This is a genomic window from Streptomyces deccanensis (assembly GCF_022385335.1).
GTDB classification, from domain to species: domain Bacteria; phylum Actinomycetota; class Actinomycetes; order Streptomycetales; family Streptomycetaceae; genus Streptomyces; species Streptomyces deccanensis.
In genome coordinates, this window is record NZ_CP092431.1 from 1,438,232 (window position 1) to 1,461,917 (window position 23,686).

The 23,686-nt window shown below is 71.5% G+C and carries 20 protein-coding genes and 1 pseudogene; 14 read left to right on the forward strand and 7 right to left on the reverse strand.

The features are described 5' to 3' along the window. Positions 1 to 11: 11 nt before the first annotated feature. The 3 genes from L3078_RS06450 (at position 12) to L3078_RS06460 (ending at position 2,077) form a co-directional block, all read left to right on the forward strand. Positions 12 to 611 carry a class I SAM-dependent methyltransferase gene (locus L3078_RS06450; protein WP_239751892.1) on the forward strand — a complete coding sequence of 200 codons (600 nt, stop codon included), beginning with the start codon at positions 12 to 14 and terminating at the stop codon, positions 609 to 611. Between the two features lie 153 nt (positions 612 to 764). Continuing rightward, the gene (locus L3078_RS06455) at positions 765 to 1,061 is read left to right on the forward strand and encodes a hypothetical protein (RefSeq protein ID WP_239751894.1); all 297 of its coding nucleotides are present in this window, start codon (positions 765 to 767) and stop codon (positions 1,059 to 1,061) included. 158 nt (positions 1,062 to 1,219) lie between these two features. After that, the gene (locus L3078_RS06460) at positions 1,220 to 2,077 is read left to right on the forward strand and encodes a hypothetical protein (RefSeq protein WP_239751896.1); all 858 of its coding nucleotides are present in this window, start codon (positions 1,220 to 1,222) and stop codon (positions 2,075 to 2,077) included. 43 nt (positions 2,078 to 2,120) lie between these two features. On the opposite strand, the gene L3078_RS06465 is transcribed toward L3078_RS06460, so the two are convergent. Next, the gene (locus tag L3078_RS06465) at positions 2,121 to 2,333 is read right to left on the reverse strand and encodes a hypothetical protein (RefSeq protein ID WP_078853702.1); all 213 of its coding nucleotides are present in this window, start codon (positions 2,331 to 2,333) and stop codon (positions 2,121 to 2,123) included. Positions 2,334 to 2,552: 219 nt separating this feature from the next. Here L3078_RS06465 and L3078_RS06470 point away from each other — a divergent pair, with 219 nt between their 5' ends. Beyond that, the gene (locus L3078_RS06470) at positions 2,553 to 5,435 is read left to right on the forward strand and encodes a DEAD/DEAH box helicase (protein ID WP_239751898.1); all 2,883 of its coding nucleotides are present in this window, start codon (positions 2,553 to 2,555) and stop codon (positions 5,433 to 5,435) included. Beyond that, positions 5,432 to 6,733, forward strand: a complete 1,302-nt coding sequence (locus tag L3078_RS06475) for an SWIM zinc finger family protein (RefSeq protein WP_239751900.1) — start codon at positions 5,432 to 5,434, stop codon at positions 6,731 to 6,733. Before L3078_RS06470 ends, L3078_RS06475 begins: the two co-directional genes overlap by 4 nt. Before the next feature lie 70 nt (positions 6,734 to 6,803). Here L3078_RS06475 and L3078_RS06480 read toward each other — a convergent pair whose 3' ends face one another. Together L3078_RS06480 and xylA are read right to left on the reverse strand one after the other, a co-directional pair. Then, entirely contained in the window at positions 6,804 to 7,091 is a 288-nt protein-coding gene (locus L3078_RS06480; protein WP_239751902.1) for a hypothetical protein, read from the reverse strand. Positions 7,092 to 7,490: 399 nt separating this feature from the next. Further along, entirely contained in the window at positions 7,491 to 8,657 is a 1,167-nt protein-coding gene (xylA, locus tag L3078_RS06485) for a xylose isomerase (RefSeq protein ID WP_239751905.1), read from the reverse strand. Between the two features lie 145 nt (positions 8,658 to 8,802). On the opposite strand from xylA, the gene xylB reads away from it, so the two are divergent. From xylB to L3078_RS06520, 7 genes and pseudogenes are all read left to right on the forward strand, one after another. Then, complete coding sequence (gene xylB / locus L3078_RS06490) at positions 8,803 to 10,248, forward strand: xylulokinase (RefSeq protein WP_239751906.1); 1,446 nt, start codon at positions 8,803 to 8,805, stop codon at positions 10,246 to 10,248. Positions 10,249 to 10,464: 216 nt separating this feature from the next. After that, positions 10,465 to 11,673 carry an ROK family transcriptional regulator gene (locus tag L3078_RS06495; RefSeq protein WP_239751908.1) on the forward strand — a complete coding sequence of 403 codons (1,209 nt, stop codon included), beginning with the start codon at positions 10,465 to 10,467 and terminating at the stop codon, positions 11,671 to 11,673. Between the two features lie 201 nt (positions 11,674 to 11,874). Beyond that, positions 11,875 to 12,474 (forward strand): N-acetylmuramoyl-L-alanine amidase, encoded by a 600-nt coding sequence (locus tag L3078_RS06500; RefSeq protein WP_239751910.1) that lies wholly within the window; start codon positions 11,875 to 11,877, stop codon positions 12,472 to 12,474. Positions 12,475 to 12,559: 85 nt separating this feature from the next. Then, on the forward strand, positions 12,560 to 13,843 hold the full coding sequence (locus tag L3078_RS06505) for a GAF domain-containing protein (protein ID WP_239751912.1): 1,284 nt from the start codon (positions 12,560 to 12,562) through the stop codon (positions 13,841 to 13,843). Positions 13,844 to 13,941: 98 nt separating this feature from the next. Next, positions 13,942 to 15,465: an acetaldehyde dehydrogenase ExaC gene (exaC, locus tag L3078_RS06510; RefSeq protein ID WP_239751915.1), complete on the forward strand. Its 1,524-nt coding sequence runs from the start codon at positions 13,942 to 13,944 to the stop codon at positions 15,463 to 15,465. A gap of 315 nt (positions 15,466 to 15,780) precedes the next feature. After that, the gene (locus L3078_RS06515) at positions 15,781 to 16,989 is read left to right on the forward strand and encodes a cytochrome P450 (protein ID WP_239751917.1); all 1,209 of its coding nucleotides are present in this window, start codon (positions 15,781 to 15,783) and stop codon (positions 16,987 to 16,989) included. Positions 16,990 to 17,237: 248 nt separating this feature from the next. Then, positions 17,238 to 17,393: pseudogene (locus L3078_RS06520) on the forward strand (SMI1/KNR4 family protein); the annotation flags it as partial. A gap of 34 nt (positions 17,394 to 17,427) precedes the next feature. Here L3078_RS06520 and L3078_RS06525 read toward each other — a convergent pair. Next, positions 17,428 to 17,703 carry a hypothetical protein gene (locus L3078_RS06525; protein ID WP_239751921.1) on the reverse strand — a complete coding sequence of 92 codons (276 nt, stop codon included), beginning with the start codon at positions 17,701 to 17,703 and terminating at the stop codon, positions 17,428 to 17,430. 255 nt (positions 17,704 to 17,958) lie between these two features. On the opposite strand from L3078_RS06525, the gene L3078_RS06530 reads away from it, so the two are divergent. Beyond that, positions 17,959 to 19,401 (forward strand): hypothetical protein, encoded by a 1,443-nt coding sequence (locus L3078_RS06530; protein ID WP_239751923.1) that lies wholly within the window; start codon positions 17,959 to 17,961, stop codon positions 19,399 to 19,401. A gap of 14 nt (positions 19,402 to 19,415) precedes the next feature. Here the strand turns inward: L3078_RS06530 and L3078_RS06535 are convergent, their stop codons facing one another. Beyond that, positions 19,416 to 19,604: a hypothetical protein gene (locus L3078_RS06535; protein ID WP_239751925.1), complete on the reverse strand. Its 189-nt coding sequence runs from the start codon at positions 19,602 to 19,604 to the stop codon at positions 19,416 to 19,418. Between the two features lie 186 nt (positions 19,605 to 19,790). Next, positions 19,791 to 20,621: a hypothetical protein gene (locus L3078_RS06540; protein WP_239760232.1), complete on the reverse strand. Its 831-nt coding sequence runs from the start codon at positions 20,619 to 20,621 to the stop codon at positions 19,791 to 19,793. 645 nt (positions 20,622 to 21,266) lie between these two features. Here L3078_RS06540 and L3078_RS06545 point away from each other — a divergent pair. After that, positions 21,267 to 23,006, forward strand: a complete 1,740-nt coding sequence (locus L3078_RS06545) for a sensor histidine kinase (RefSeq protein ID WP_239751928.1) — start codon at positions 21,267 to 21,269, stop codon at positions 23,004 to 23,006. A gap of 247 nt (positions 23,007 to 23,253) precedes the next feature. Here L3078_RS06545 and L3078_RS06550 read toward each other — a convergent pair whose 3' ends face one another. Then, entirely contained in the window at positions 23,254 to 23,454 is a 201-nt protein-coding gene (locus L3078_RS06550; protein ID WP_239751930.1) for a hypothetical protein, read from the reverse strand. Positions 23,455 to 23,686: the final 232 nt, after the last annotated feature.

The window sequence follows — 23,686 nt, forward strand, 5'->3', positions numbered from 1 at the left end:
TCATGCGGAGCATGAGCGACGACCACACACACGTCCAGGAGTTCTTCGCGGCGCGCGCGGCCCAATGGGACGCCCGGTTCCCCGACGACGGGCCCGCCTACGCCGCCGCGGTCGCCGAACTCGGCCTGCGCGAGGGTGACCGGGTGCTCGACGCGGGGTGCGGCACGGGACGGGCCCTGCCGCCGTTGCGCGGCGCCGTGGGAGCCTCGGGAGTGGTCCTCGGGGCCGATCTGACGCCCGCCATGCTGGAGGCCGCCGTACGGGCCGGGCGGGACCGTGACGGGCGGCTGGTGCTCGCCGACGTCGGCCGCCTGCCGCTGCGTACGGCATCGCTCGACGCGGTGTTCGCCGCGGGGCTCGTCGCACACCTCCCGAGCCCCGCGGAGAATCTGCGGGAGCTGGCCCGGGTGGTCAGGCCGGGCGGCACGCTGGCGCTCTTCCACCCCATCGGCCGGGCGGCGCTCGCCGCGCGGCAGGGGCGGCGGATCACCCCCGAGGACCTGCGCGCCGAGGCGAACCTGAGGCCGCTGCTGGCGGGTTCGGGCTGGCGCATGACGTCCTACGTCGACGAGGACGCGCGCTTCCTGGCGCTCGCCACACGGGTGGGCTGAGCCCCGTCGTCGCCCGGGGGATCGCGCCGAGCAGGGTCCTGAATGCGCCGTTCGCCGCGCTTCACCCCGCCCTCCCCCTTCTGTGGCAGCGCGTCCGTCTCTACGTTGAGTAGGACGAGCTGTGATACCGACACGGGGGGGTAGGTAGGCCATATGTTCGGCAGCGTTCGCAAGTCCTTCGACAGATTCCTCGAATCGTTGCGCGCGGAGCCCACCGCGCGGGAGACGAAACGCACGCACAACCTGTTCGAGGCGGCCGCCGTCTACATCGCGGCGTGCGCCGAGGACGATCAGGACCAGATCGACGAGGCCGTGACCTGGGTGTCCCCCGAGGCCCTGTCGTTCGGAGTGAGCGAGTTGGCGTGCCGGGCGGTGATCGCCCTCGCACGGGAGCGGGACGAGTCGCCGCAGACGGTCGCGCGGTCACTTCTGGGGCTGCCTGCCGCCTGAACGAGTGAGGGGCTCCGGTCGATTCGCCCCTGTCCACCCGGATACCTGCAGCTCGCCCCGGATATCCGCAGCTCCGCACGGGGTTCCCGCTCGTGACAAGGGCCTGCCGGGCGCATTAGGGTGCGCCGACGGACGAGCGAGAGCGATGGGAGGCCGGCATGGCCGGGACGGACGACGACGCCGTCACCGCCGGGGACGACGACGCGCTGTATGTGCTGACGGCGGTGCTGCTCACGCCCGCGAACTTCCCCAGTGTGCTGGGCGACGACTACCCGGAGGCCTGCGCGGCCCTGGGCCTCGCACCGCTCGCGGACGGCTACGGGATCGTCCTGGGCCAGGACGGCGAGGGGGCGAGGTGGACGGTGGCGGTCGACGACGTGTCACTGGTCGCCGTGGCCATCGCGTCGTGGGACTGCGGCATGGAGTACGACCTGTCGCCCGACGAGGACAGCGTCGTGGCGGCGCTGCCGGGCTGGCCCCTCGCGGTCGCCGTGGCGGCCCCGGGGGTGCCCGCTCCGCACGACCCCGATCCCGAGGTCTCCGACCGGCCGCCGCTGAGCCCGCCGGACACCGGCACCTGGGGCCCCGCGCAGCGGCGTCTGGGCGCCGACGAGATCGCTCTGCAGTGGGCCATGTGGCGGGAGCAGATCGACGACGCCGCGTTCGCCGGGCAGGACGGCTCGGACCGGGCAGCGACCGGCGACACGCAGGAAGCCGGGGCGGCTCCCGGGAAGGACGACGACGCTCCCCGTTCGGGCATCCGCCGGGTGCTCGCGGAGGCGCGCGCGTACGTGGACTCCCCTCCGCCGCTCGGGCGGGTCCGCTCCTCGTTCGCGCCGGGTGACGCCCGGACGCTCCGTGCCGACGGTCCCGGCTGGTCAATGGTGGCCAGAACCGACGACATCGCCTTCGTGCTTCTCGACGAGGAGCCCGGTGAGGTGCTGCCGGTGGGCAGGGGCCCGGAACTGCCCGGTCTCCTGGAGTCCCTCGACAAGATCGCCGTACGCCCGAACTGATCCCGAGTGCCGCACCGGCCCGCGCGGGCGGGCCGGTGGCACGTCAGCGGCCGAGCTCCTTGCGGCCGGTCCGACGCAGCCTGCGCCGCTGCGAGGGGTCCAGCGCCAGGTACGCGGCCGTGGGGATCCCCAGGACTATCAGGAGATTGGCCCAGAAGGGGAAGGGCAACAGGATCAGCAGGACGATCCCGATTGCCGCGCCTCCTGCGACGATCTTCGTGCTCTTCGACATCTCCGTCGCCTCCTTCGCGGCCATCGCCGCTCTCTGTCCTGAAAACGGGATCGGACTCCCCGCGGTTCCGGCGACGACCCTGACACGTCCCTGAGTCGAACCCCCGTACAACCCTGAGATGCCCTCGCCACAGGTCGGGAAAAGTGACCCACATCACTTAATGGAACGCCGGGTGGAGGTTTGAAGTGCGGCAACTTCGGCGATCCTGCTGCAGTAGTCAAATTTGAGGAGTTCAGCATCTCTGTGCCGCCCAACCCCGCGCCGCCTCTCCCCGAATTCTCCGAGCTGGCCCGCTGCCGCGCCGTCTTCGTCGCCGCGGACCCTGCCCGCACCGGCCGCGTCGCCTTCTGGCGACCGGACGGCGCGGCGCCGCTCCCGGTCGTCCCGGGCTCCGGCGAGGAGCTGACCCTCGTCCGACCCGGCGACCGCGGCGTCCGACGGGTCACGGTGCCCGTCGTGTCGCTGCCGGTGCACGCCGCGCTGCCGGTGCTCACGCGCGCGCGTGCCACCACGGGTGCCGACCGGTCGACGGCCTTCTGGGGCGCCGCCGCCCTCCTGGCGCTGCAGTTCGCCGCGCGAGGCCTGCTGTTGCCCGGCGTCACCGAGAGCGGGCAGGACGCCTGGCGGGCGGGGCCGCTGCGGGCCGAGGACGTGGACCGGGTCAGAGAGCTGGCCGCCGCGATGCCGCCCGAGGCGCACGCGCTGCCCGTGGACGACGGCGAGCCGCCGCGGCTGCCGGACCCGGAGCGGCTGCTGCGCGCGTTCCTCGACGCCGTCGTCGACGCGCTGCCCCGCTCCCCCGCCGCGAGCATCGCCACGGGCGGCCCGGCCTTCGCCGCCCGTGATCCGCAGCTCGTTCCCGAACAGCGCACCTGGGCCGCGGACGTGGCCGCCGGGCACGACGCCGGGGTCCGCGTCTCACTGCGCGTCGAGATCCCCGGGCTCGACTCGCTCCGCGTCGACGACCCGGCCGAGGCGACTCCGACGTTCCGTGTCGTCCCGCAGCTGCACAGCCTGAGCGACCCGGCGCTCGTCGCGGACGCCTCCGCGGTGTGGGCCGACGCGGCCGCCTTCGGCCCGCGCGCGCGGACGGACGCGCTGCTGGCGCTGCGCCGCGCCGCCCGCGCCTGGGCACCGCTCGGCCCGTTGCTGTCGGCAGCCGTGCCGGACGGAGTGGAACTCGCCGACGAGGAGGCCACCGAACTGCTCGGCGAGGGTGCCCGGTTGTTGGCGACGGCCGGTGTCGACGTGCACTGGCCGAGGGAGCTGGCTCGTGGGCTGACCGCCCGCGCGGTCATCGGCCCGCCGGACGGCGAGGAGGGCCCTGCGGGATACGAGCAGGGCCCTGCGGGGAACGCGTCGGACACCCCGTCGTACCTGTCCGCCGACGCGCTGCTCGCCTTCGACTGGTCGTTCGCGCTGGGCGATCAGCGGCTCACCCGGCAGGAGCTCGACCTGCTCGCGGAGGCGAACCGCCCCATGGTGCGCCTGCGGGACAGATGGGTCCTGGTGGATCCGGAGGAGATCCGCCGGGCCCGCGCGCAGCAGGACCGCAAGGTGTCGCCCGTCGACGCGCTCAGTGCCGCCCTGACGGGCTCGACCGAGGTCGACGGGCGAACGGTCGACGTGCTGCCCACCGGGTGGCTGGCGACGCTGCGGGAGCGGCTGTCGGACCCCGAGGGACAGGACCCGGTCGGGCAGCCGACCGCGCTAGCCGCGACGTTGCGGGACTACCAGCTGAGGGGGCTCGACTGGCTGGCCCGGATGACCTCCCTGGGTCTCGGCGGCTGTCTCGCCGACGACATGGGGCTCGGCAAGACGATCACCCTCATCGCGCTGCATCTGCACCGGCAGTCGGACGCCTCGTCCGCGGGCCCCACCCTCGTGGTCTGTCCGGCCTCGCTGATGGGCAACTGGCAGCGGGAGATCGAGAAGTTCGCACCGGGTGTGCCGGTGCGTCGCTTCCACGGCTCCGGGCGGAGCCTGGACGGACTCGCGGACGCGGAGTTCGTCCTCACCACGTACGGCACGATGCGGCTCGACGCGCCCCGACTCTCCGACGTGTCATGGGGCCTGGTCGTGGCGGACGAGGCACAGCACGTCAAGAACCCGTACTCGGCCACGGCGCGGGAACTGCGCACCATCGGGTCACGCGCGCGCGTGGCGCTCACCGGCACTCCGGTGGAGAACAACCTGTCCGAACTGTGGGCGATCCTCGACTGGACCACTCCGGGTCTCCTCGGCCGGCTCGGCAGTTTCCGCACCCGGTACGCACAGGCCGTCGAAGGCGGCCGGGACCCCGCCGCGGCGGAGCGGCTCGCCCGTCTCGTACGGCCGTTCCTACTGCGGCGCCGCAAGTCGGACCCGGGCATCGCGCCGGAACTCCCGCCGAAGACGGAGACCGACCGTGCCGTGTCGCTCACCCGGGAACAGGTCGGGCTGTACGAGGCGTTGGTCCGCGAGACCATGGCGGAGATCGCCGCCGCCGACGGCATGGAGCGGCGGGGACTGATCGTGAAGCTGCTGACCGGGCTCAAGCAGATCTGCAACCACCCCGCCCAGTTCCTGAAGGAGGAGAGGCCGCGGATCCCGGGCAGGTCGGGGAAGCTGGAGCTGCTGGACGAACTGCTGGACACCATCCTGTCCGAGGGGTCGAGCGTTCTGGTCTTCACGCAGTACGTCCGGATGGCTCGGCTGCTGGAACGTCACCTGGCGGTGCGCGGGGTGCCCACCCGCTTCCTGCACGGCGGTACACCGGTGCCCGAGCGGGAGGCGATGGTGGAACGCTTCCAGGACGGCGAGGTGCCCGTCTTCCTGCTGTCGTTGAAGGCGGCCGGGACGGGGCTGAACCTGACGCGGGCCGAGCATGTCGTGCATTACGACCGCTGGTGGAACCCGGCCGTCGAGGCGCAGGCCACCGACCGGGCGTACCGCATCGGACAGACACGGCCGGTGCAGGTGCACCGGTTGATCACGGAGGGCACGATCGAGGACCGCATCGCGGACATGCTGCTGCGCAAGCGGGAGTTGGCGGACGCGGTGCTGGGCGCCGGCGACGCGGCGCTGACCGAGCTGTCCGACGCCGAACTGGCCGATCTGGTGGACCTTCGAGGGGACGCGCGATGACGGAACGCACGGGACATGACGAAGAGCGCACGTTCGCCGCACTGGCTCCCGTGAGCGGCGGGGGTTTCGCGCGGACGTGGTGGGGCCGCGCCTGGCTGAAGGCGCTCGAGGACGCGGCGCTGGACGGGGAGCAGGTGAAAGCGGGGCGCAGGCTGGCGCGTGCGGGAGCCGTGGGTGCCGTGTCGGTGCGGCCCGGGCGCGTCACGGCGGTCGTCCAGGACCGTGACGGCACCGGCCATCGTGCCGACGTCCTGCTCCAGGAACTGTCCGGGGATCACTGGGACCGTTTCCTCGACATGGCGGTCGAGCGGGCCGGGCACGTCGCCGCCCTGCTCGACCGTGAGATGCCACCGCATCTGGTCGAGGACGCCGCGACGGCCGGAGTCGAACTGCTGCCCGGGCTAGGTGATCTGGAGGCGGAGTGCGAGTGCGGTGCCTGGGACCACTGCGGACACACCGCGGCGCTCTGCTACCAGGTGGCCCGCCTGCTGGATCAGGACCCGTTCGTCCTGCTGCTGATGCGCGGCCGCGCCGAACGTGCGCTGCTGGACGAACTCCACATGCGTGGAACCGAGTCGGCGGCGGGCTTCCAGGGAGCACAGAACGGCCTCCCGACGGGCCTCGCGGAAAGCACCCGGGACGGTGTGGACGCGGCCGAGGCGTTCGCGACGGGGGAGATCCTGCCGCCGCTCCCCGAGCCGCCCCGGTTGCCGACGGAACCCGGCCTGCCGCCCTCCCTGGACTCCGAGACCAGGCCCGCGCCTGGACTCGACCCGACAGCTCTGGAGTTCCTGGCGGCGCAGACGGCCCAGGAGGCACACCGACTGCTGGCCGAGGCTCTCCGCCCCGGGCACGAGCAGCAGCCCCCGGGCGGCGAGTTGACGTTCCGCCAGGACGTGGTGCGGCTGGCCGCCGGTGCCCCGGGAGCGAGCATCGAGGCACGGCTCGGCGAGGGTTCGGGGCGAGGCCGGGAGGGGCTGGCCCTCGCCGTCCGCGCCTGGCGGTACGGCGGGGCGGCCGGTCTCGCCGTACTGGACGAGGAGTGGTCCGTACCCGCGGACTCGCTCGCACGCGCGCGTGCGGCTCTGGAGACGGCATGGGACGAGGGCGAGCGGCCTTCGCTGCGGTCCGCGCACAACCGTTGGACCGTCGTGGGCGGGGATGCCCAACTGCGCCTCGGGCGGGACGGCCGCTGGTGGCCCTACCGCAAGGAGCGGGGTCGCTGGGCCCCGGCCGGCCCGGCGGCGCATGATCCGGCGACGGCCCTGGCATCGGTCACCGGCGAACCCGACAGCTGACGCCCGAGAGTGAGCCCGTCACTCGGATTCGTCACTCGGCCTCGTCACTCGAACCCATCACTCGAACCCGTCACTCGGCGTGGCCGACCGGGTCCGGGAAGAGTGAGTCGAGGTCGCTGGGCAAGCCGGTCGGGAATCCGCTCGGCAGATCACTGGGGAACCCGCTGGGCAGATCGCTGGGCAGACCGGAGGGCAGCGTCGGAAGGTCGCTGGGCAGCCCGGACGGCAGGCTCAGCGACGGGGTCGGCAAAGCACTCGTCCCGTCACCGGTCCCGCCCGACGGCTTCTCGTCAGGCGATCCCTCGCCCCCGGCGGCCACCAGCACCACGGCGAGGACGGCACCGAAGGTGATCACCACCGCCAGCGCGATGATGACGAGCCTGCGGCGCCCGTCGGGAGCGGGTCCACCGGGCGGATCAGGTGGCTGGCAGCCCCCGCCCTGACCCGGGGGCTGCCAGCCACCACCTCCCCAGGTCGGATCGCCCGGCGGCGGACCGAAGCCCCCTGACGGGGGTCCGAACCCGCCGCCGTTCGACGGAGGTGATCCGTCCGGCGGTCGGGGCGGCTGGGACGGTGGCGGCGACATGCCCATACCGTCCAGAGTCGCCGCGAAACGGCCAAGGCGCGAGCCCTGCGCGGGAGTTGATACGGACTCATGCCGTGGACCGCATGATTCCGGAGGATTCCGCGCAGAGAACGACCAGGGGAGGCGTTTTCAGACCGGCCCGAGGCAGCTCCGGCCGGATGAGGCGTGTGATCAGCCGCGCGCACCCAGCAGGTGGTCCATCGCCAGCTGGTCGAGCTGCTCGAAGGCCATGCCGCGCGCGGCGGCGGCCTCGGCGTCGAACTCCTCGAACGCCGTCCGGTCCGCGAGGAGCGCCTGCAGGCCGTCGGCGGCCGTGGGCTGGGCCAGCTGGTCCAGCCGGGCGGCGCGCAGCGCCTCCTGGACCGCCGGGTCCGCGCGGAAGGCGGCCGCGCGCTCCTTGAGGATGAGGTAGTTGCGCATGCAGCCCGCGGCCGACGCCCACACACCGTCGAGGTCCTCGGTGCGCGGCGGCTTGAAGTCGAAGTGCTTCGGCCCCGCGTAACCGGCGCTCTCCAGCAGGTCGACCAGCCAGAAGGCGGAGCGCAGGTCGCCCGCGCCGAAGCGGAGGTCCTGGTCGTACTTGATGCCGGACTGGCCGTTGAGGTCGATGTGGAAGAGCTTGCCGGCCCAGAGGGCCTGCGCGATGCCGTGCGGGAAGTTCAGGCCGGCCATCTGCTCGTGGCCGACCTCGGGGTTCACACCGTAGAGCTCCGGGCGCTCCAGGCGCTCGATGAAGGCCAGGGCGTGACCGACGGTGGGGAGCAGGATGTCGCCGCGCGGCTCGTTCGGCTTGGGCTCGATGGCGAACTTCAGGTCGTAGCCCTGGGAGGTGACGTACTCGCCGAGGAGGTCGAAGGCCTCCTTCATGCGGTCGAGCGCGTCCCGGACGTCCTTGGCGGCGCCCGACTCCGCGCCCTCGCGGCCGCCCCAGGCGACGTAGATCTTGGCGCCCAGCTCGACCGCCAGGTCGATGTTGCGGATCGTCTTGCGCAGCGCGTACCGGCGGACGTCGCGGTCGTTGGCAGTGAACGCGCCGTCCTTGAAGACGGGGTGCGTGAAGAGGTTGGTGGTGGCCATGGGCACGGTCATGCCGGTCGTGTCCAGGGCCGCGCGGAAGCGCTTGATGTGCTCCTCGCGCTCACTGTCCGAGGATCCGAAGGGGATCAGGTCGTCGTCGTGGAAGGTCACACCGTAGGCGCCGAGCTCCGCCAGACGCTGCACCGTCTCGACCGGGTCGAGGGCGCGCCGGGTGGCGTCGCCGAACGGGTCCCTTCCCTGCCAGCCGACGGTCCACAGGCCGAAGGTGAACCTGTCGTCGGGGGTGGGTTGGTAGTTCATGCCGCGGCTCCTTGCGCTCCGACTATTTCGTCATGGCGATTTACAAATTAGTATGCGGACGCGTCTCTGGGAAGACAAGATGTCGCCGGACGGAGGCGTCAGCCGCGTCAGCGGCGGTCACGAGCCGCGTGAGAAGGAGAGCCCGATGTCAGCTGCCGAGGGTCCGCTCGTCGTCGGTGTGGACTCGTCCACACAGTCCACCAAGGCCCTGGTCGTCGACGCGTCGACCGGTCGGGTCGTGGCGAGCGGACAGGCGCCGCACACCGTGTCCTCCGGCGCCGGCCGGGAGAGCGACCCCCGCCAGTGGTGGGACGCGCTGTGCCAGGCGCTGCACCAGTGCGGGGAGGCGGCGCGCGAGGCCTCGGCGGTGTCGATCGGCGGCCAGCAGCACGGCCTCGTCACTCTCGACGCCCGGGGCGAGCCGGTGCGGCCGGCGCTGCTGTGGAACGACGTGCGCTCGGCGCCGCAGGCTGCCCGCCTCGTCGAGGAACTGGGCGGCGCGAAGGCCTGGGCGGAGCGCGCCGGCAGCGTGCCGGGGCCGTCCTTCACCGTGACGAAGTGGGCCTGGCTGGCGGAGAACGAGCCCGAGGCCGTTCGCGCGACCACCGCCGTGCGTCTGCCGCACGACTACCTCACCGAGCGTCTCACCGGCCAGGGCACGACCGATCGGGGCGACGCCTCCGGTACGGGCTGGTGGGCGTCGGCGACGGAGGAGTACGACGCCGAGGTGCTCGCCCACGTCGGGCTGGACCCGACGCTGCTGCCCCGTGTGGTCCGGCCGGGTGAGGTCGCCGGGACCGTCCGGGACGCCCACGAGCTGCCTTTCGCCAAGGGAACCCTGGTCGCCGCCGGTACGGGTGACAACGCGGCCGCGGCACTGGGGCTCGGGCTGCGCCCCGGCACGCCGGTGCTGAGTCTGGGGACCTCCGGCACGGTGTACGCCGTCTCCAGGCGCCGCCCGGCGGATCCGACCGGCACCGTGGCGGGCTTCGCCGACGCGCACGGGGACTGGCTGCCGCTGGCCTGCACCCTGAACTGCACCCAGGCCGTCGACCGGGTCGCCGCCCTGCTGGGCCTCGACCGCGAGTCCGTCGAGCCCGGCACGGACGTCACCCTCCTCCCCTACCTGGACGGCGAGCGCACGCCGGCCCTGCCGCACGCCTCGGGCCTGCTGCACGGGCTGCGTCACGACACGACCGGCGGACAGTTGCTGCAGGCCGCGTACGACGGTGCCGTGCACTCCCTGCTCGGCGCGCTGGACCTGGTGCTCGACTCCGACGCGGACACCTCCGTACCGCTGCTGCTGATCGGCGGGGGCGCGCGGGGCAACGCCTGGCAACAGACCGTGCGCCGCCTTTCCGGGCGGGCCGTGCAGGTCCCCGAGGCCAGGGAACTGGTCGCGCTGGGCGCCGCCGCGCAGGCCGCGGGGCTGCTCACCGGCGAGGACCCGGCCGCGGTCGCCCGCCGCTGGGACACCACCCGGGGGCCGGTGCTGGAGGCCGTGGAGCGGGACGAGGAGACGCTCGCCAGGATCTCCCGGGTGCTGTCGGACGCCGCACCCCTGCTGGAACGCGGACCGGACAGCGACTGACCGACGAGGGACGATCGAACCGGCGAGGGACGCCCGAACCGGCAAAAGGCGGTCGGACCGGCGAGGGGGTGCCCGGACCGGCGAGGGGGTGTCTCCAGTGGGAAAATCCGATTCCGGCATGATCTACAGGGCAGGGACAGCAAAACGCACAGGGGCACCCGCGGGGTCACCCGCAGGAATACTCACCGGGACGCACCGACGGGAGCCGAGGGAGGCATGACCGCACCACTGCACGAGACCCACCCGAGCGGCTCCGGCCGTCGCCTGCCCGACAACCAGCAGGGCATGCGGCGCCGCAATCTGTCCCGGGTCATGCACACCGTCAACGCCGAGGGGCCGCTGTCCCGGGCCGCCGTCGCCTCGCACATCGGCCTGACCCGGGCGGCCGTGTCGACGCTGGTGGACGAGCTGATCCGTGCAGGGCTCCTGGAGGAACTGGGTCCCGAGCGTCCCGGCCGCGTCGGACGGCCCGGCTCGGCGCTCGCCCTCAGCGGACGCGGCCCCGCCGGTGTCGGGGCGGAGATCGGTGTCGACCACCTCGCGGTCTGTGCCGTGGATCTGCGGGGTGAGGTACGGGCTCGGGCGGTGCGGCACGGCACCAACCGCCGCCGGTCGCCGGAGCCGGTCATCGAGGAACTGACCGAACTCGTCCGACAGGTCGTCGCGGAGGCGGAGGGCGAAGGCCTGTGGCCCGCGGGGCTCGCCGTCGCCGTGCCCGGGCTGGTGGCGAGCGACGCCCGCACCGTGGTCCGCGCGCCCAACCTCGACTGGCACGACACGGACCTGGGCGCCCTGTTGCCGACCGATCTGCCGGTGACCGTGGACAACGAGGCCAACTTCGGCGGCCTCGCGGAACTCTGGCTCGGGGACGGCACACCGCCCGACTTCCTGCACGTCTCCGCGGAGATCGGCATCGGTGGCGCGGTCGTCGTGGACGGCCGGCTGCTCCGCGGAACACGTGGCTTCGCGGGCGAGTTGGGGCATGTCCCCGTCCGGCCGGAAGGCCCCGACTGCGCGTGCGGTGGACGCGGCTGTCTGGAGCAGTACGCCGGTGAGGAGGCGGTGCTGCGGGCGGCCGGGCTGGAACCGGGCGAACACCGTGTCGAGTTCCTCGCCGAGCGGGCCGCCGTCGGCGACAAGGACGTGCGCCGGGCCCTGCGGGGCGCCGGCACCGCGCTCGGGGTGGCGCTGACCGGCGCGGTGAATCTGCTGGACCCGCGGACCGTGGTGCTGGGCGGCGCCCTGGCCGCCCTGGCTCCCTGGCTGCTGCCTTCGCTGGAGCGGGAGTTGGCGCGACGGACGGCCGGTCCCGCGTGTTCCGTGACCGTGTCCCGGCTGGGCTCCGAGGGGCCCCTGCTCGGGGCGGCGCACTCGGTGGTGCGTGGTGTGCTGGACGACCCGGCGACGGTCGGGGTACGGCCGTAACCACGTGTCCCCCTGTCGGGTGACGAGGTTATCCACAACTCGCTGGTTCTCCACCGTTGTCCACAGGCTCCGACAGCCGATCGGCGATCGCCGTACCGTGATCCACGTGAGGCGCAGCCGTTCGACCTGCGGACGCGTCCACGAGTACGCATGCGAGCCGACGAGCACAGCACCACTCACCGAACGGAAAGGCAGAGCCACATGGAGCGAGCCAGGCCGTTGCCGAGCAGGCGGCGGCTGCTGCGGGGCACCGCCCTCGCCGCGATCCCCTACGCGTTGCTCCCGAGCCCCCGGGCCGACGCCCAGTCTCCGCCGCTCGACCACACCCCCGCCCGGTGGGAGCCGGCCAGCCCCGCCAACTACACCGCGGCCGACCGTCCGGCCGGCCGGCCCGTCGATCTGGTGATCATCCACGTCACGCAGACCACCTACAAGAACACCCTGCCCGTCTTCTGGAATCCGGCGAAGCAGGTCTCCGCGCACTACCTGCTCCGGTCGGCCGACGGACGGGTCACCCAGTGCGTCCGAGAACGCGACATCGCCTGGCACGCCGGCAACTGGGACTACAACGCACGGAGCATAGGCATCGAGCACGAGGGCTGGATCGACCGGCCCGAGTACTTCACCTCCGCCATGTACGAGCAGTCCGCCGCACTCACCGCGTCGATCTGCGACCGGCACGGCATCCCGAAGGACCGCGCCCACATCATCGGTCACTACGAGGTACCGGGCACCGACCACACCGATCCGGGACCCCACTGGGACTGGGACCGCTACATACGTCTCGTCGAAGCCGCCTGACACTGCCGTGGCACGCGGCTTGTCCGGGCGCGGGTCCGGCGGTGACGATGGGTTCCAGCCGCGAGCGCACGTCCGGGAGGCCGAGTTGACCGATCCATGGGTGGCTCTGGAACCGGGCGCCGATCCCGTCGAACGGGTGCGGGTGCTGCGTCGCGCACATGAGGCGTTCACCCAGCGGGGCACGGTGGCGCGACCGGTGCGTTCCGTGGTGGCGGACTCGTGGCGGCGTTCGGCGAAGGCGGGTGTCGGGCCGGAGGGCACCGCTCGGGTGGAACTGACGGACGGCGACCTCGGTTCCTACCGCGCGGAGCATCCGCTGGCCCGGGTGATGCCGTTGGTGCGCGAGTTGCTGGGCACGTTCGCGTCGGACGGCGAACACCTGCTGGCCGTGTGCGACGCGCAGGGCAGACTGCTGTGGGTGGAGGGGGACGCGGCGACCAGGCGGCGGGCCGACCGGATGAACTTCGTGCCCGGTGCGCGGTGGGCGGAGTCCGCGGTCGGGACGAACGCTCCGGGCACCGCGGTCGCCCTGGACCGGCCCGTGCAGGTGTTCGCGGCCGAGCACTTCATATGGCGGGTGCAGCCGTGGACGTGCGCGGCGGCGCCGGTGCACGATCCACGCACCGGTCGGGTGCTCGGTGCGGTCGACATCACCGGCGGCGACGGCCTGGCGCATCCGCACAGCCTGGGCTTCGTCCAGGCGGTCGCCCGGGCCGCCGAGTCCCAGCTTGCCCTGCTCGCCCCGCCCGGGGCTTCGGCGGACGCGCTCGAACTGGCCGCTCTGGGCCGGGACGAGGCCCAACTCCTGGTCCGCAGACGCAAGATCAGGCTCAGTCGGCGGCACAGCGAGATCCTGGTGCTGCTTGCCCGCCACCCGGAAGGACTGTCCGGTGACGAACTGCTCTGCGCGCTGTACGAGGACGAGTCGGTGACGCCGGTGACGCTGCGCGCCGAACTGGCGCGGCTGCGCCGTCTCCTCGGGCCGGGGTTGCTGGGGTCACGGCCGTACCGGCTGACGGTTCCCGTCGAGTCCGACGTGGCGGTGGTGGAACGGCGACTGGAGACGGGCGCGGTGACGGCGGCCGCGTCGGCGTACGGGGGCCCGCTGCTGCCGGGCTCGCAGGCGCCGGCTGTCGTGCGACTGCGGCGCAGGCTCGCCGACGGGCTGCGCACGGCGCTGATCGCCGGGCACGACCCCGACCTCCTGGCGGACTGGGCGCACGCGCCCTGGGGCGAGGACGATGTGGAGGTGTGGCGGGCGCTCGCCACAGTACGCCCGACACCGGCCGTACGGTCCCGACTGCGCGAACTGGAAGCGGAACTGTCCGCCCCGCCGGACTGGGGGCACCCCCGTCCTCGACGACCCTGAAGGATGCGGAGGCGCAACGTCGTTGCAACATTGCGGCTCCTAGCCTCCCCAAGAGAGCCGCCCAACGGCGGGTGGCGCTTCCCGGGAGGCAGGTATTCATGACCCGTTTCGCAGCGCCCGGTACGGATGGCGCGGTCGTCTCCTACGAGGCGCGTTACGACCACTTCATCGGGGGTGAGTACGTGCCGCCGGCGCGCGGGCAGTACTTCGAGAACCCGAGTCCGGTGAACGGGCTGCCGTTCACCGAGATCGCGCGGGGTACGAGCGAGGACGTGGAGCGCGCGTTGGACGCGGCGCACGCGGCCGCGCCCGGCTGGGGGCGCACGTCCGTGACCGAGCGTTCGGACGTCCTGCGGAGGATCGCCGACCGGATGGAGGCAAATCTGGAGCAGTTGGCGGTCGCGGAGAGCTGGGAGAACGGCAAGCCGGTGCGGGAGACGCTGGCCGCGGACATCCCGCTCGCCATCGACCACTTCCGGTACTTCGCGGGGGCGATCCGCGCGCAGGAGGGTTCGCTGGCGGAGCTCGACGACGACACGGTGGCGTACCACTTCCACGAGCCGTTGGGTGTGGTCGCCCAGATCATCCCGTGGAACTTCCCGATCCTCATGGCGACCTGGAAGCTCGCGCCGGCGCTGGCGGCGGGCAACGCGGTCGTGCTCAAGCCGGCCGAGCAGACCCCGGCGTCCATCCACGTCTGGATGAGCCTGGTGGCCGATCTGCTCCCGCCGGGTGTGGTGAACATCGTCAACGGGTTCGGGGTGGAGGCGGGCAAGCCGCTGGCGTCGAGTCCGCGGGTGGCGAAGGTGGCGTTCACGGGCGAGACGACGACGGGGCGTCTGATCATGCAGTACGCCTCGGAGAACATCACGCCGGTGACTCTCGAACTCGGCGGAAAGTCGCCGAACATCTTCTTCGACGACGTGTGGTCGGCGAACGACGATTTCCGTGACAAGGCCCTCGAAGGCTTCACGATGTTCGCGCTCAACCAGGGTGAGGTGTGCACCTGTCCGTCGCGGGCGCTGGTGCAGCGCGGCAACTACGCCGAGTTCATGGAGGCGGCCGTCGCCCGCACGGAGCAGATCAAGACCGGGCACCCGCTGGACACCGAGACGATGATCGGCGCCCAGGCCTCCAACGACCAGTTGGAGAAGATCCTCTCCTATCTGGACATCGGTCGGCAGGAGGGCGCGAAGGTCCTGACCGGCGGGGAACGCATCGAACATGACGGCGAGTTGAAGGGCGGTTACTACGTCCAGCCGACGATCTTCGAGGGCGACAACCGTATGCGGATCTTCCAGGAGGAGATCTTCGGCCCGGTCGTCTCCGTGACCTCGTTCGACGACTTCGACGACGCCATCAAGATCGCCAACGACACGCTGTACGGCCTGGGTGCGGGTGTCTGGACGCGTGACACCAACACCGCCTATCGCGCGGGCCGTGCCATCCAGGCGGGCCGGGTCTGGACGAACTGCTACCACGCCTACCCGGCGCACGCCGCGTTCGGCGGTTACAAGGGTTCAGGTATCGGCCGTGAGACCCACAAGATGATGCTGGACCACTATCAGCAGACCAAGAACTTGTTGGTGTCGTACTCGCCGAAGAAGCTGGGCTTCTTCTAGGCACAGAAAAAGGGCGTCTGACCTGGCCAAATACCAGTCAGGCGCCCTCCGGCGCCTGGGCTGAGGCACCAAGTTTGTAGCTGTTGGCGTTCTGCCGCCGTGTCCTAGCTTCGGCATGGCTGGCCTGGCCAACGAACCATGCGCTCCTGGGCGGGTGGGCACCAAAGGTCCGTTGGTTCAGAGAAGTGACCAGCCCGCTAGAGATGGCGCCGGACCCCTGGGCATGAGGCGTGACGGACCTCCGTGATGTGCCCCGAGATCGTGCCCCAGCACTGAGGCCTTTCACCTTCGGAGCGATTTGTTAGCGTCAGCAGCGTGAACGGTTCACCTCTGCCAGACAGGTGCGCCACGAGCGTCGTCGAATCCTGTCCGCTCGGTGCCGCGACCACGCTCGCCGAACTCGCCCGGGACCCGCATCCGCGGCTGGCGCTGCTTCGTGCGCGGGAGCCGGTGTCGTGGGTCCGCGAGTTGGACGGCTGGCTGGTGACCCGTCGTGATCTCGCCCTCAGCGTGATGCGGGACGCCGCGACCTTCACCGTCGATGACCCCCGGTTCTCCACCGCGCAGATCGTCGGCCCCAGCATGCTGTCGCTCGACGGCGACCAGCACACCCGGCACCGCGAGCCCTTCAGCTCCCCTTTCCGTCCCCGGGCCGTGCGTGACGGTTTCGCCGCGTTCACAGAGCGGGAGACCGACAGACTCATCACCGGGCTGAAGCCGACGGGCGCCGTCGACCTGCGACGTGCCTTCGCCGGCCCCCTTGCGGTTGCGGTCGTGACCGAGGCGCTGGGCCTGGTCGGCACCGACGGCGAGACGGTGCTCGCCTGGTACGACTCCATCGTGCAGTCGGTCTCGGACATAACCGCCGGCCACGAGGCGGGCCCCGCGGGTCTCGCAGCATACGCGCAGCTGAGAACTGCGGTGGAAGCCACCGTGGCCGACCGGCACGCTTCCTCTCTCCTCGTCTCGGCCGCCGGGCAGCTGGCAGTGCCCGAGGTGGCGTCCAATGCCGCCGTACTGATGTTCGGAGGCATCGAGACCACCGAAGCGATGATCACCAACGCGCTGCTGCACCTGCTGCGGCACCCCGACCAACTCGCCCTCGTCCGGGCCGACTCCGATCTGCTGGACGGCGCGATCGAGGAATCCCTTCGCCTCGAACCCGGCGCGGCGGTCGTGGACCGCTACGCCACCCGTGACACCGTCCTCGGCCCGGCCACGATCCGCCGTGGCGACCTCGTCACCGTCTCCCTTACGGGGGCCAACCGCGACCCAGCCGTCTTCCCCGACCCCGACCTGTTCGACGTCCGCCGCGAGAACGCGCGTCTGCAACTGGCCTTCGCACACGGCCCTCACTACTGCCTCGCGGCGCACCTCGCCCGTCTGGAGACCCGCATCGCCCTCCAGCACCTGCTCGAACGCCTCCCCGGCCTGCGCCTCGACCCCGGCCACCCCGCCGCCCCGTACGGCCTGGTCTTCCGCAAGCCCACCACCCTGCATGTGCGGTGGGACCAAGCGGCCTGACCAACGACTCCGGAGGCGACTCCACCTCACGCTTCAGAAGTGGGTCCGACTCAAGTTCCGTGAGACGGTGACGCCCCCAAAGCTGGGACAGACGAGACTTCCTCACGAAAATGGGCGGCAGCGGTGCGTCCCCGTACTACGGACTGATTCCGCTGGAAGACTGCACCACCGTCTTCACGATGAACATCGGAGCTGCCAGCACCGGCTCAAGAGGATTCAGCCGGGCCTACCGCCCCACACGCGACGGTCACCTCTTCCTGCACGTCATCGAACGTGGCTGCAGCGATCTCGTCCTCATAGGCGTAACCGGCCCTCTCACCGGGCGCATGCTCATCGGCAACGCCGAGGGCTTCTGGGGTCCGAACGTCTCCTCAGCCCCGGATTTCCTCGCCTGGTACGAACGATCGACATAGCCACAGCCTCACAGTTCGACCTCCGTCAAGGGTCGCTGACCTGCCAGGGGGTGGCCTTGATGTGCGTTGGCGCTGGTGGTGCGGTGCTCGAAGTCGCGTGCCGGGCAGCGGGGGTGCGCATCAGGTGGGCGAAGAAGCGCTCGACGATCCACCGTTTAGGCAGGACGACGAAGCCGCGCATGTCGTCGCTGTGTTTGCCGCCGTCGGCCCAGGCCAGTTCCATCCGGTGGTGTGCGTCGGTGACCTGCTCGAGCAGGGCCTGGGCGGCGGCGCGGTCGCCGGTGTCCGCGGCGGTGACCATCACCCCTGTTTCGAATCCGGCGCACGCGCCCCGCAGCGTCCGTGGGGAATTACCCCGCCGTACCCCTCCTGTTGGCCGGGGCTGGCTACCTTGCCGCGCCCGGGCCGGTACAAGAGAGGCACATCCATGAGCACGCCGATCCACCGCACCTCGACACGGCAATCCGCAGCCGGCTTAGCGTCGGCCCGGCACCGTGAGGGAGGGAGCCGGGCCGGGAGTACGTCCGCACGCTCGCACGAGCTCGCCCTCCTTCAGATGCAGTCCCGCGCCGGCAACCGGGCCACGACCGCGGCGCTGCAGCGCGTCCGGGACACCGAGAGAGGGAATGCGGCGGCGAAGGGCGAGGCGTCCCCCGGAGCGAAGAAGAAGAACTATCGCGACCGGATCGCCGCGCTCCTCGACAGGTTCAAGAAGAATCTCGAACCTATCGACACCTTCATCAAGGGCTTCCAGACCCCCACCAACGCGGCCTTCACCCAGCAGGCCGCCGTCGCGGCCAACGAGCAACTCAAGCACTCCGCCGCCGCCTCCGGGACCTCCGCGGCGTCGGGCAACCTCCTCACGGAGGCCGCCGGCACCGTGGTCAGTGGCATGGACGCGTACAAGAACCTGAAGGGCGCCAAGAAGCACGAGTCCGGGGCCGATCACCACACGGCGAAGAAAAAGGCCAAGACCAAGGGGGCAGACACGGTCGTCGGCGCCGCCAGTTCGGGAAGCTACAGCGCCGCCATCGCCAAGGAAGTGACCAAGATCCAGAAGGCGGCGGACGCCGCGGTGGCATCCGAGGCGAGTGGTATCGCCAGCGCTTCCATCGGCGCGATCAAGGCCATGCGGTCCGCCTTCCGCATCGGGGGAGCAGCCAGCAAGTACAAGAAGGTCAAGGAGCTGGGCGATCCCCACCTCGTCCAGGCGGGGTCACTGGCACGGCTGAACGAGGCGCGCGAGCAGGCCGACTGGGCCGCAGCAGAGGCTTACGTCGCACTGGACAGCTACTGGAAACATGAGGGGCCGGGGCGGCTGGAGCTCGTTTCCGAGGCCGTCGACGCCGCCTGGGAGGCGATGGGTGAAGCCCGTGACGCCGCCGAGCAACTCCAGCACGCCGAGAACGACGTGGAAAAGCTGAGCAAGGTGCAGCAGTACGCGAAGAAGAAGCAGCTCACCAAGATCGGCAAGGAGACCGCCGGCGGCGCGGGCGAGTCCGTCAAGGCCGCAGCCGGCGTCGTGACGGCGGTCGCGGCGGGAACAGCCGGGCTGGCGAGCAACCCGGTCGGATGGGGCCTCGCCGGGGCCGGAGCCGGTCTCGTCCTCGGCGTCACCATGTACAAGGCGCTCCGCGCCGCCACGAAGCGCTACGAAGAGGTCCACCACCCCGAGCGCTGGGCGCCGCCGGGCGAGACCCCGGCGGAGGCCGCCTCCCGCACCGAGTCGCTGAAGCACGCGATGAAGTTCTGGAAGAAGGTGTCGAAGGGCGAACGCCAGGCCATGGCGCGCGAGATCTACGCCCTGGCGGCGGGCCCCGACATCTCCGCCAGCACCACGGCCGAGATGCGGGAGTCCGCCAGGTCCCTGCTCATCGCCCTCAAATCCGGCCCCGCCCAGCACAAGCTGGAGCCGGACGCGTGGGCCGAGACCCTCAACGACCCGGCGAAGACCTCCGGTTGGATCGCGGAGATAGCGGAGCAGCTGGCCTCGGGGTGACCTGGAGCGGGCCGCTACCGGCGTGTCGACAGGACGGACACGAACGGCACCCAGGCCGCACGGCTCAGCGCCGGCCGGCGGCCTTCGGCGTTCTCGGGGTCGCGGCCGTGAGCGGGGATGACGACGATGCCGCTGCGGTCGGCGCGGACGATGTCCCCGGGTTCCAGGCGCAGCCGACGCGATCGGCCGGCCGACCCCGGCAACGGCCAATCGCCTCAGGGCCCCACGGCAGGCTGACCCCTGCGCGCCCGCCGCGCACCCATCAGACGGCGCCGAGGACCGAACGTTGTGCGCACACTTGCCGCGATCACTTCACCAGCGCGCGTGCCCCTGCTCAGTACAACCGTCAGAAGACCGTCCCACGACTTCCGGGGCGGCTGGATGCTGGTTCAGGTGCCGGTCGCTCGAGCTGATCGGGATTGGCCGCGCAGTGCAGGAAGCCGGGCGCGGTCGTTCGCGTCGGCGAGGCTCTCGCCCAGGGTGAGGAGGGAGAGGAGCCGCACCGGCCGACCGGCCGCGGCAGCGGCCTCCAGCTTGTGGTGGCCGTCGAGGAGGAAGTGGGTCAGGCCCCAGTGCGCCGACGGGTCATCTGCCGAGCCGAGGGACGGTCGGCACACGTCCAGCGTGGATACGGCCACCGCCGTGGGAACCGTTCCCCGTTCCATGAGCGCGATGTACTCCTCGACACGCTCCCTTTCGTTCCAGGTCGGAGGGACCATGGGCACGACGAATTCGTAGAGGTGGGCATCCGTGCCGACCGCGGTCTCGAAGGTCCGGTAGTACGGGGTGTGCGGGTACTCCGGCAGGCCCCAGAACTGGTCGACCCCCCAGGACGTGACCTGTTCGTCGCTGAAGTAGTCCCCGTCTTTGCCGGGGATGACCAGCTGGGGTTCCACGCTCAGGAGCAGCGGAAGGTACTCGCCCTCCGGCAGCAACGCACCGAACGCATCGATCACGCCGCCGTCATCCGGATCGTCCAGTGGCCGGCTGAGCAGTTCCTGCATGTTCTCGAGGGACAACTTCTCTCTGGCGGTTTCCAGCCGGCGAAACAGGAGCGGGCACGTTCCGCAAAAGAAGCTGAGCTCGAAGGCAGGCTCGTTGTCGACCATGAGCAAGCGACGTCGCGGCCCGCCGCCGAGCTCATGCGGCTCCGCATCGAAGTGCAACCGTGCCTCGGAGGGAGGGACGCCGAGAGTGCGGGGGTCGCCCGTTGTGATCATCACGGACCGACCGTACGGGAGGCCGTGAGGCGGCTCCACCGAGTACTGAGCGCAGATTCTGCCGAGCAGGAGCAGCATGGTCAGTCCACCGGCCACGAAGAGCCCAGTCCACCAAGGGTGATCGGCTATCAGCCCCCGCAGATCTCCGGTGATCCACCGGCCGACGTCCTCGGTGAGCCACTCCCAAAGCGAACGACGCCCCGCCGGTGCGGCTGCGGGCCGTGACCAGGCCGTGCGACTGCGGGACCCGTGTGCCTGTCGGCCGCTGGGGGCCGTGACCGGACCGTATGGCTGCGGGATTCGGTGGCTCGGAAGCCGGTAGGGCCCCTGCTCGCGAGGCACGCGGGCGGCGTCGAAGCCTCGGCGTTCTCGCTGGACGGACCCCTGCTCGCCTCCGGAGGCGCCGGTGCTACAGGACGGCTGTGGTGCGCGGACGGCGGCGACTGGTGGCAGGCATCCGGCGACGGACACCGCCCGGTCGTCGTCGGCACCGCTCGGGCCGCCCGCCAAGCAGTGATCCGCTTCGGCCGGGTGCGGAGGGCCGTAGGATCCTGCTGCCGCGACAGCCGCATGCAACAGTGCGTCCGGGCGGCGACAGGGCCGTTCGGGCATGATGGAACGGCACCTTTTCCGGAGGGAGCGGGGATGGCGGAGAGTCCAGCACAGCGGCGGAAGGGCGTTCCGGCGGCGCCCCAGCTGCGGCTGGATGAGCTGTTGGAGGGGCTACAGGCCCAGGTGGAACAGGTCCGCGCGACACGGGACCGGGTGCACACGCTGCTGGACGCGGTCCTCTCCATCGGCACCGATCTGGATCTCGACGTGGTGCTGCGCCGGATCACCGAGTCTGCCGTGACCCTGGTGGACGCCCGGTACGGGGCTCTGGGAGTGCTCGGCGAAGAGGGGAAGATCCGGCAGTTCATCACGGTCGGCATGGACGAGGACACCATCGAGCAGATCGGGCACTATCCCGAGGGCCAGGGCATCCTCGGGCTGCTGATCCGCGAACCGGAGCCGCTGCGCCTGGCCGACCTGGGCCGCCATCACGACTCCGTCGGCTTCCCCGCCGGGCATCCGCCGATGACCACGTTCCTGGGGGCGCCGGTGCGCGTGCGCGACCAGGTCTTCGGCAACCTGTACCTGACCGACAAGCGCGGCGGGGCTGAGTTCGACGACGATGACGAGGCGGTTCTGCGCACGCTGGCGGCCGCGGCCGGCGTCGCGATCGACAACGCCCGCCTGTACGAGGACTCCCGCCGCCGGGAGCAGTGGCTGGCGGCGAGCAGCGACCTGACCCGCAGCCTGCTGTCGGGCACCGACCCGGACCAGGTGCTGTACAAGGTCGCCTCGACCGTCAGGGCTCTGTCCGGAGCGGATCTGGTGACGGTGGCGGTGCCGTTCGACGGCGGCGACGAGCTGGTGATCGAGGCCGCCGACGGTGAGGGTGCCGAGCAGGTCCAAGGGCTGGTACTGCCGGCCACCACGCTGGCCGCGAAGGTCCACCTCTCCAACGAGCGGATCACCAGCAGTGCGCTGTCCGACGAACCGCAGGCCGGGGGCGGCTCCGCGGCGCGGATCGGCCTGGGGCCCGGGTTCCTGCTCCCCCTGGGCGGCGGCGAGCACGTCCGCGGGGTCCTGCAGGTCGCCAACCTGATCGGCGGCACAGAATTCTCCGAAGCCACCATGGCCATGATCAGGAGTTTTGCCGACCAGGCCGCGCTGGCCCTGGAGATCGCCGAGCACCGGCGCGAGGCCGACCAACTGCTGGTCCTGACCGACCGCGATCGCATCGCACGCGACCTGCACGACCTTGCCATCCAGCGGCTGTTCGCCTACGGGCTCACTCTGAACTCGGTGCTCGGCCGGATCTCCGACCGGCCCCAGGTGGCCGAGCGGGTGCAGCGGGTCGTCGACGACCTCGACGACACCATCAAGACCGTGCGAGGCACGATCTACGCACTGCGCGAGCGCGACCGTGCCGACAGCCGCGGCGGTCTGCGCGGGAGACTCCTGGCCGAGACCGACCAGGCTGCCGCCGTACTCGGCTTCACTCCCGCCCTGCGCATGACCGGCCTGCTGGACACCGTCGTGCCCGCCGACCACGCCGAGCACCTGCTGGCAGTGCTGCGCGAGGCACTCTCCAATGCCGCCCGGCACGCACACCCCACCGCCGTCGAGGTCACTGCCGAGACGGACGGCAGCCGGCTCCACCTGCGCGTCGCCGACAACGGCACAGGCATCGACCCGGCCGTCAACCGCCGCAGCGGCCTGGACAACCTCCGTCGGCGCGCCACCGACCTCGGGGGCAGCTTCACGATCAAGCCGAACGATCCCACCGGCACCATCGTGGAATGGACGGTGCCCCTCTCCGTACAGGCGCACGCCTGAGCCCCATTTCGCCGTCTTCTGCCGAACGGGGCCGTGGGGCCCAGCGGTTGAGGCCGCACGCCCGATCCCTTGCGGCGTTCCGTCCCCGATCGCGGAGGGCGGTCGCGAAGGATGTGGTCGCGCACCAGGGCCTCCGTCTCCGTCAGCCTCTCCGGCCAGGCCGGCCGGCGAGGGCGTCGCGCCGCCGACGGGCTCGATCGGCACCGCCTCGATGCGGCGGTCCTCGGCCTCCAAGGCAGCGATCTGCTCAGGAAGTCCTCGGCCGGGGCGGGAAACAGGCCGTGCTCCTCCACCTGGGTGTGCGGGCCGAGCACGTCACGATCTCCCGGGCGACCTCCGCCATCCGGGCCACCCCGCCCAGCAGCGCGGCGGCCACGGCGTAGACGGCCGGAACCATGGCGGTGATCAGGAACCGGGTGGCCACGCTGTTCGCGTCGACCGGCTTCACAGTGGTAAGGGTGCTGATCGGGGGCGCCTCCCATGCCGGCACCGAAGCCGCCGGTGGCAGGGCCGCGGCGCTCCGGCGGGAACCAGGCGCCCACGTTGTCGGTCCCTGGGCACGAGTCCCTGTCGAGGGACAGGCAGGTTCTGGGTTCGGGCCCGGCCGTCCTTCCCCACTCCCACCACCACCGCCGCGCACCGGTGCCGGCTCGGCCTCCGCGCGACAGTGGCCTCGTCCG

Coding starts and splice junctions, on each gene's coding strand:
- L3078_RS06450 (WP_239751892.1), top strand. CDS start 12: ATGAGCGACGACCACACACACGTCCAGGAGTTCTTCGCGGCGCGCGCG.
- L3078_RS06455 (WP_239751894.1), top strand. CDS start 765: ATGTTCGGCAGCGTTCGCAAGTCCTTCGACAGATTCCTCGAATCGTTG.
- L3078_RS06460 (WP_239751896.1), top strand. CDS start 1,220: ATGGCCGGGACGGACGACGACGCCGTCACCGCCGGGGACGACGACGCG.
- L3078_RS06465 (WP_078853702.1), bottom strand. CDS start 2,333: ATGGCCGCGAAGGAGGCGACGGAGATGTCGAAGAGCACGAAGATCGTC.
- L3078_RS06475 (WP_239751900.1), top strand. CDS start 5,432: ATGACGGAACGCACGGGACATGACGAAGAGCGCACGTTCGCCGCACTG.
- xylA (WP_239751905.1), bottom strand. CDS start 8,657: ATGAACTACCAACCCACCCCCGACGACAGGTTCACCTTCGGCCTGTGG.
- xylB (WP_239751906.1), top strand. CDS start 8,803: ATGTCAGCTGCCGAGGGTCCGCTCGTCGTCGGTGTGGACTCGTCCACA.
- L3078_RS06495 (WP_239751908.1), top strand. CDS start 10,465: ATGACCGCACCACTGCACGAGACCCACCCGAGCGGCTCCGGCCGTCGC.
- L3078_RS06500 (WP_239751910.1), top strand. CDS start 11,875: ATGGAGCGAGCCAGGCCGTTGCCGAGCAGGCGGCGGCTGCTGCGGGGC.
- exaC (WP_239751915.1), top strand. CDS start 13,942: ATGACCCGTTTCGCAGCGCCCGGTACGGATGGCGCGGTCGTCTCCTAC.
- L3078_RS06525 (WP_239751921.1), bottom strand. CDS start 17,703: ATGGTCACCGCCGCGGACACCGGCGACCGCGCCGCCGCCCAGGCCCTG.
- L3078_RS06530 (WP_239751923.1), top strand. CDS start 17,959: ATGCAGTCCCGCGCCGGCAACCGGGCCACGACCGCGGCGCTGCAGCGC.
- L3078_RS06540 (WP_239760232.1), bottom strand. CDS start 20,621: ATGATCACAACGGGCGACCCCCGCACTCTCGGCGTCCCTCCCTCCGAG.
- L3078_RS06545 (WP_239751928.1), top strand. CDS start 21,267: ATGGCGGAGAGTCCAGCACAGCGGCGGAAGGGCGTTCCGGCGGCGCCC.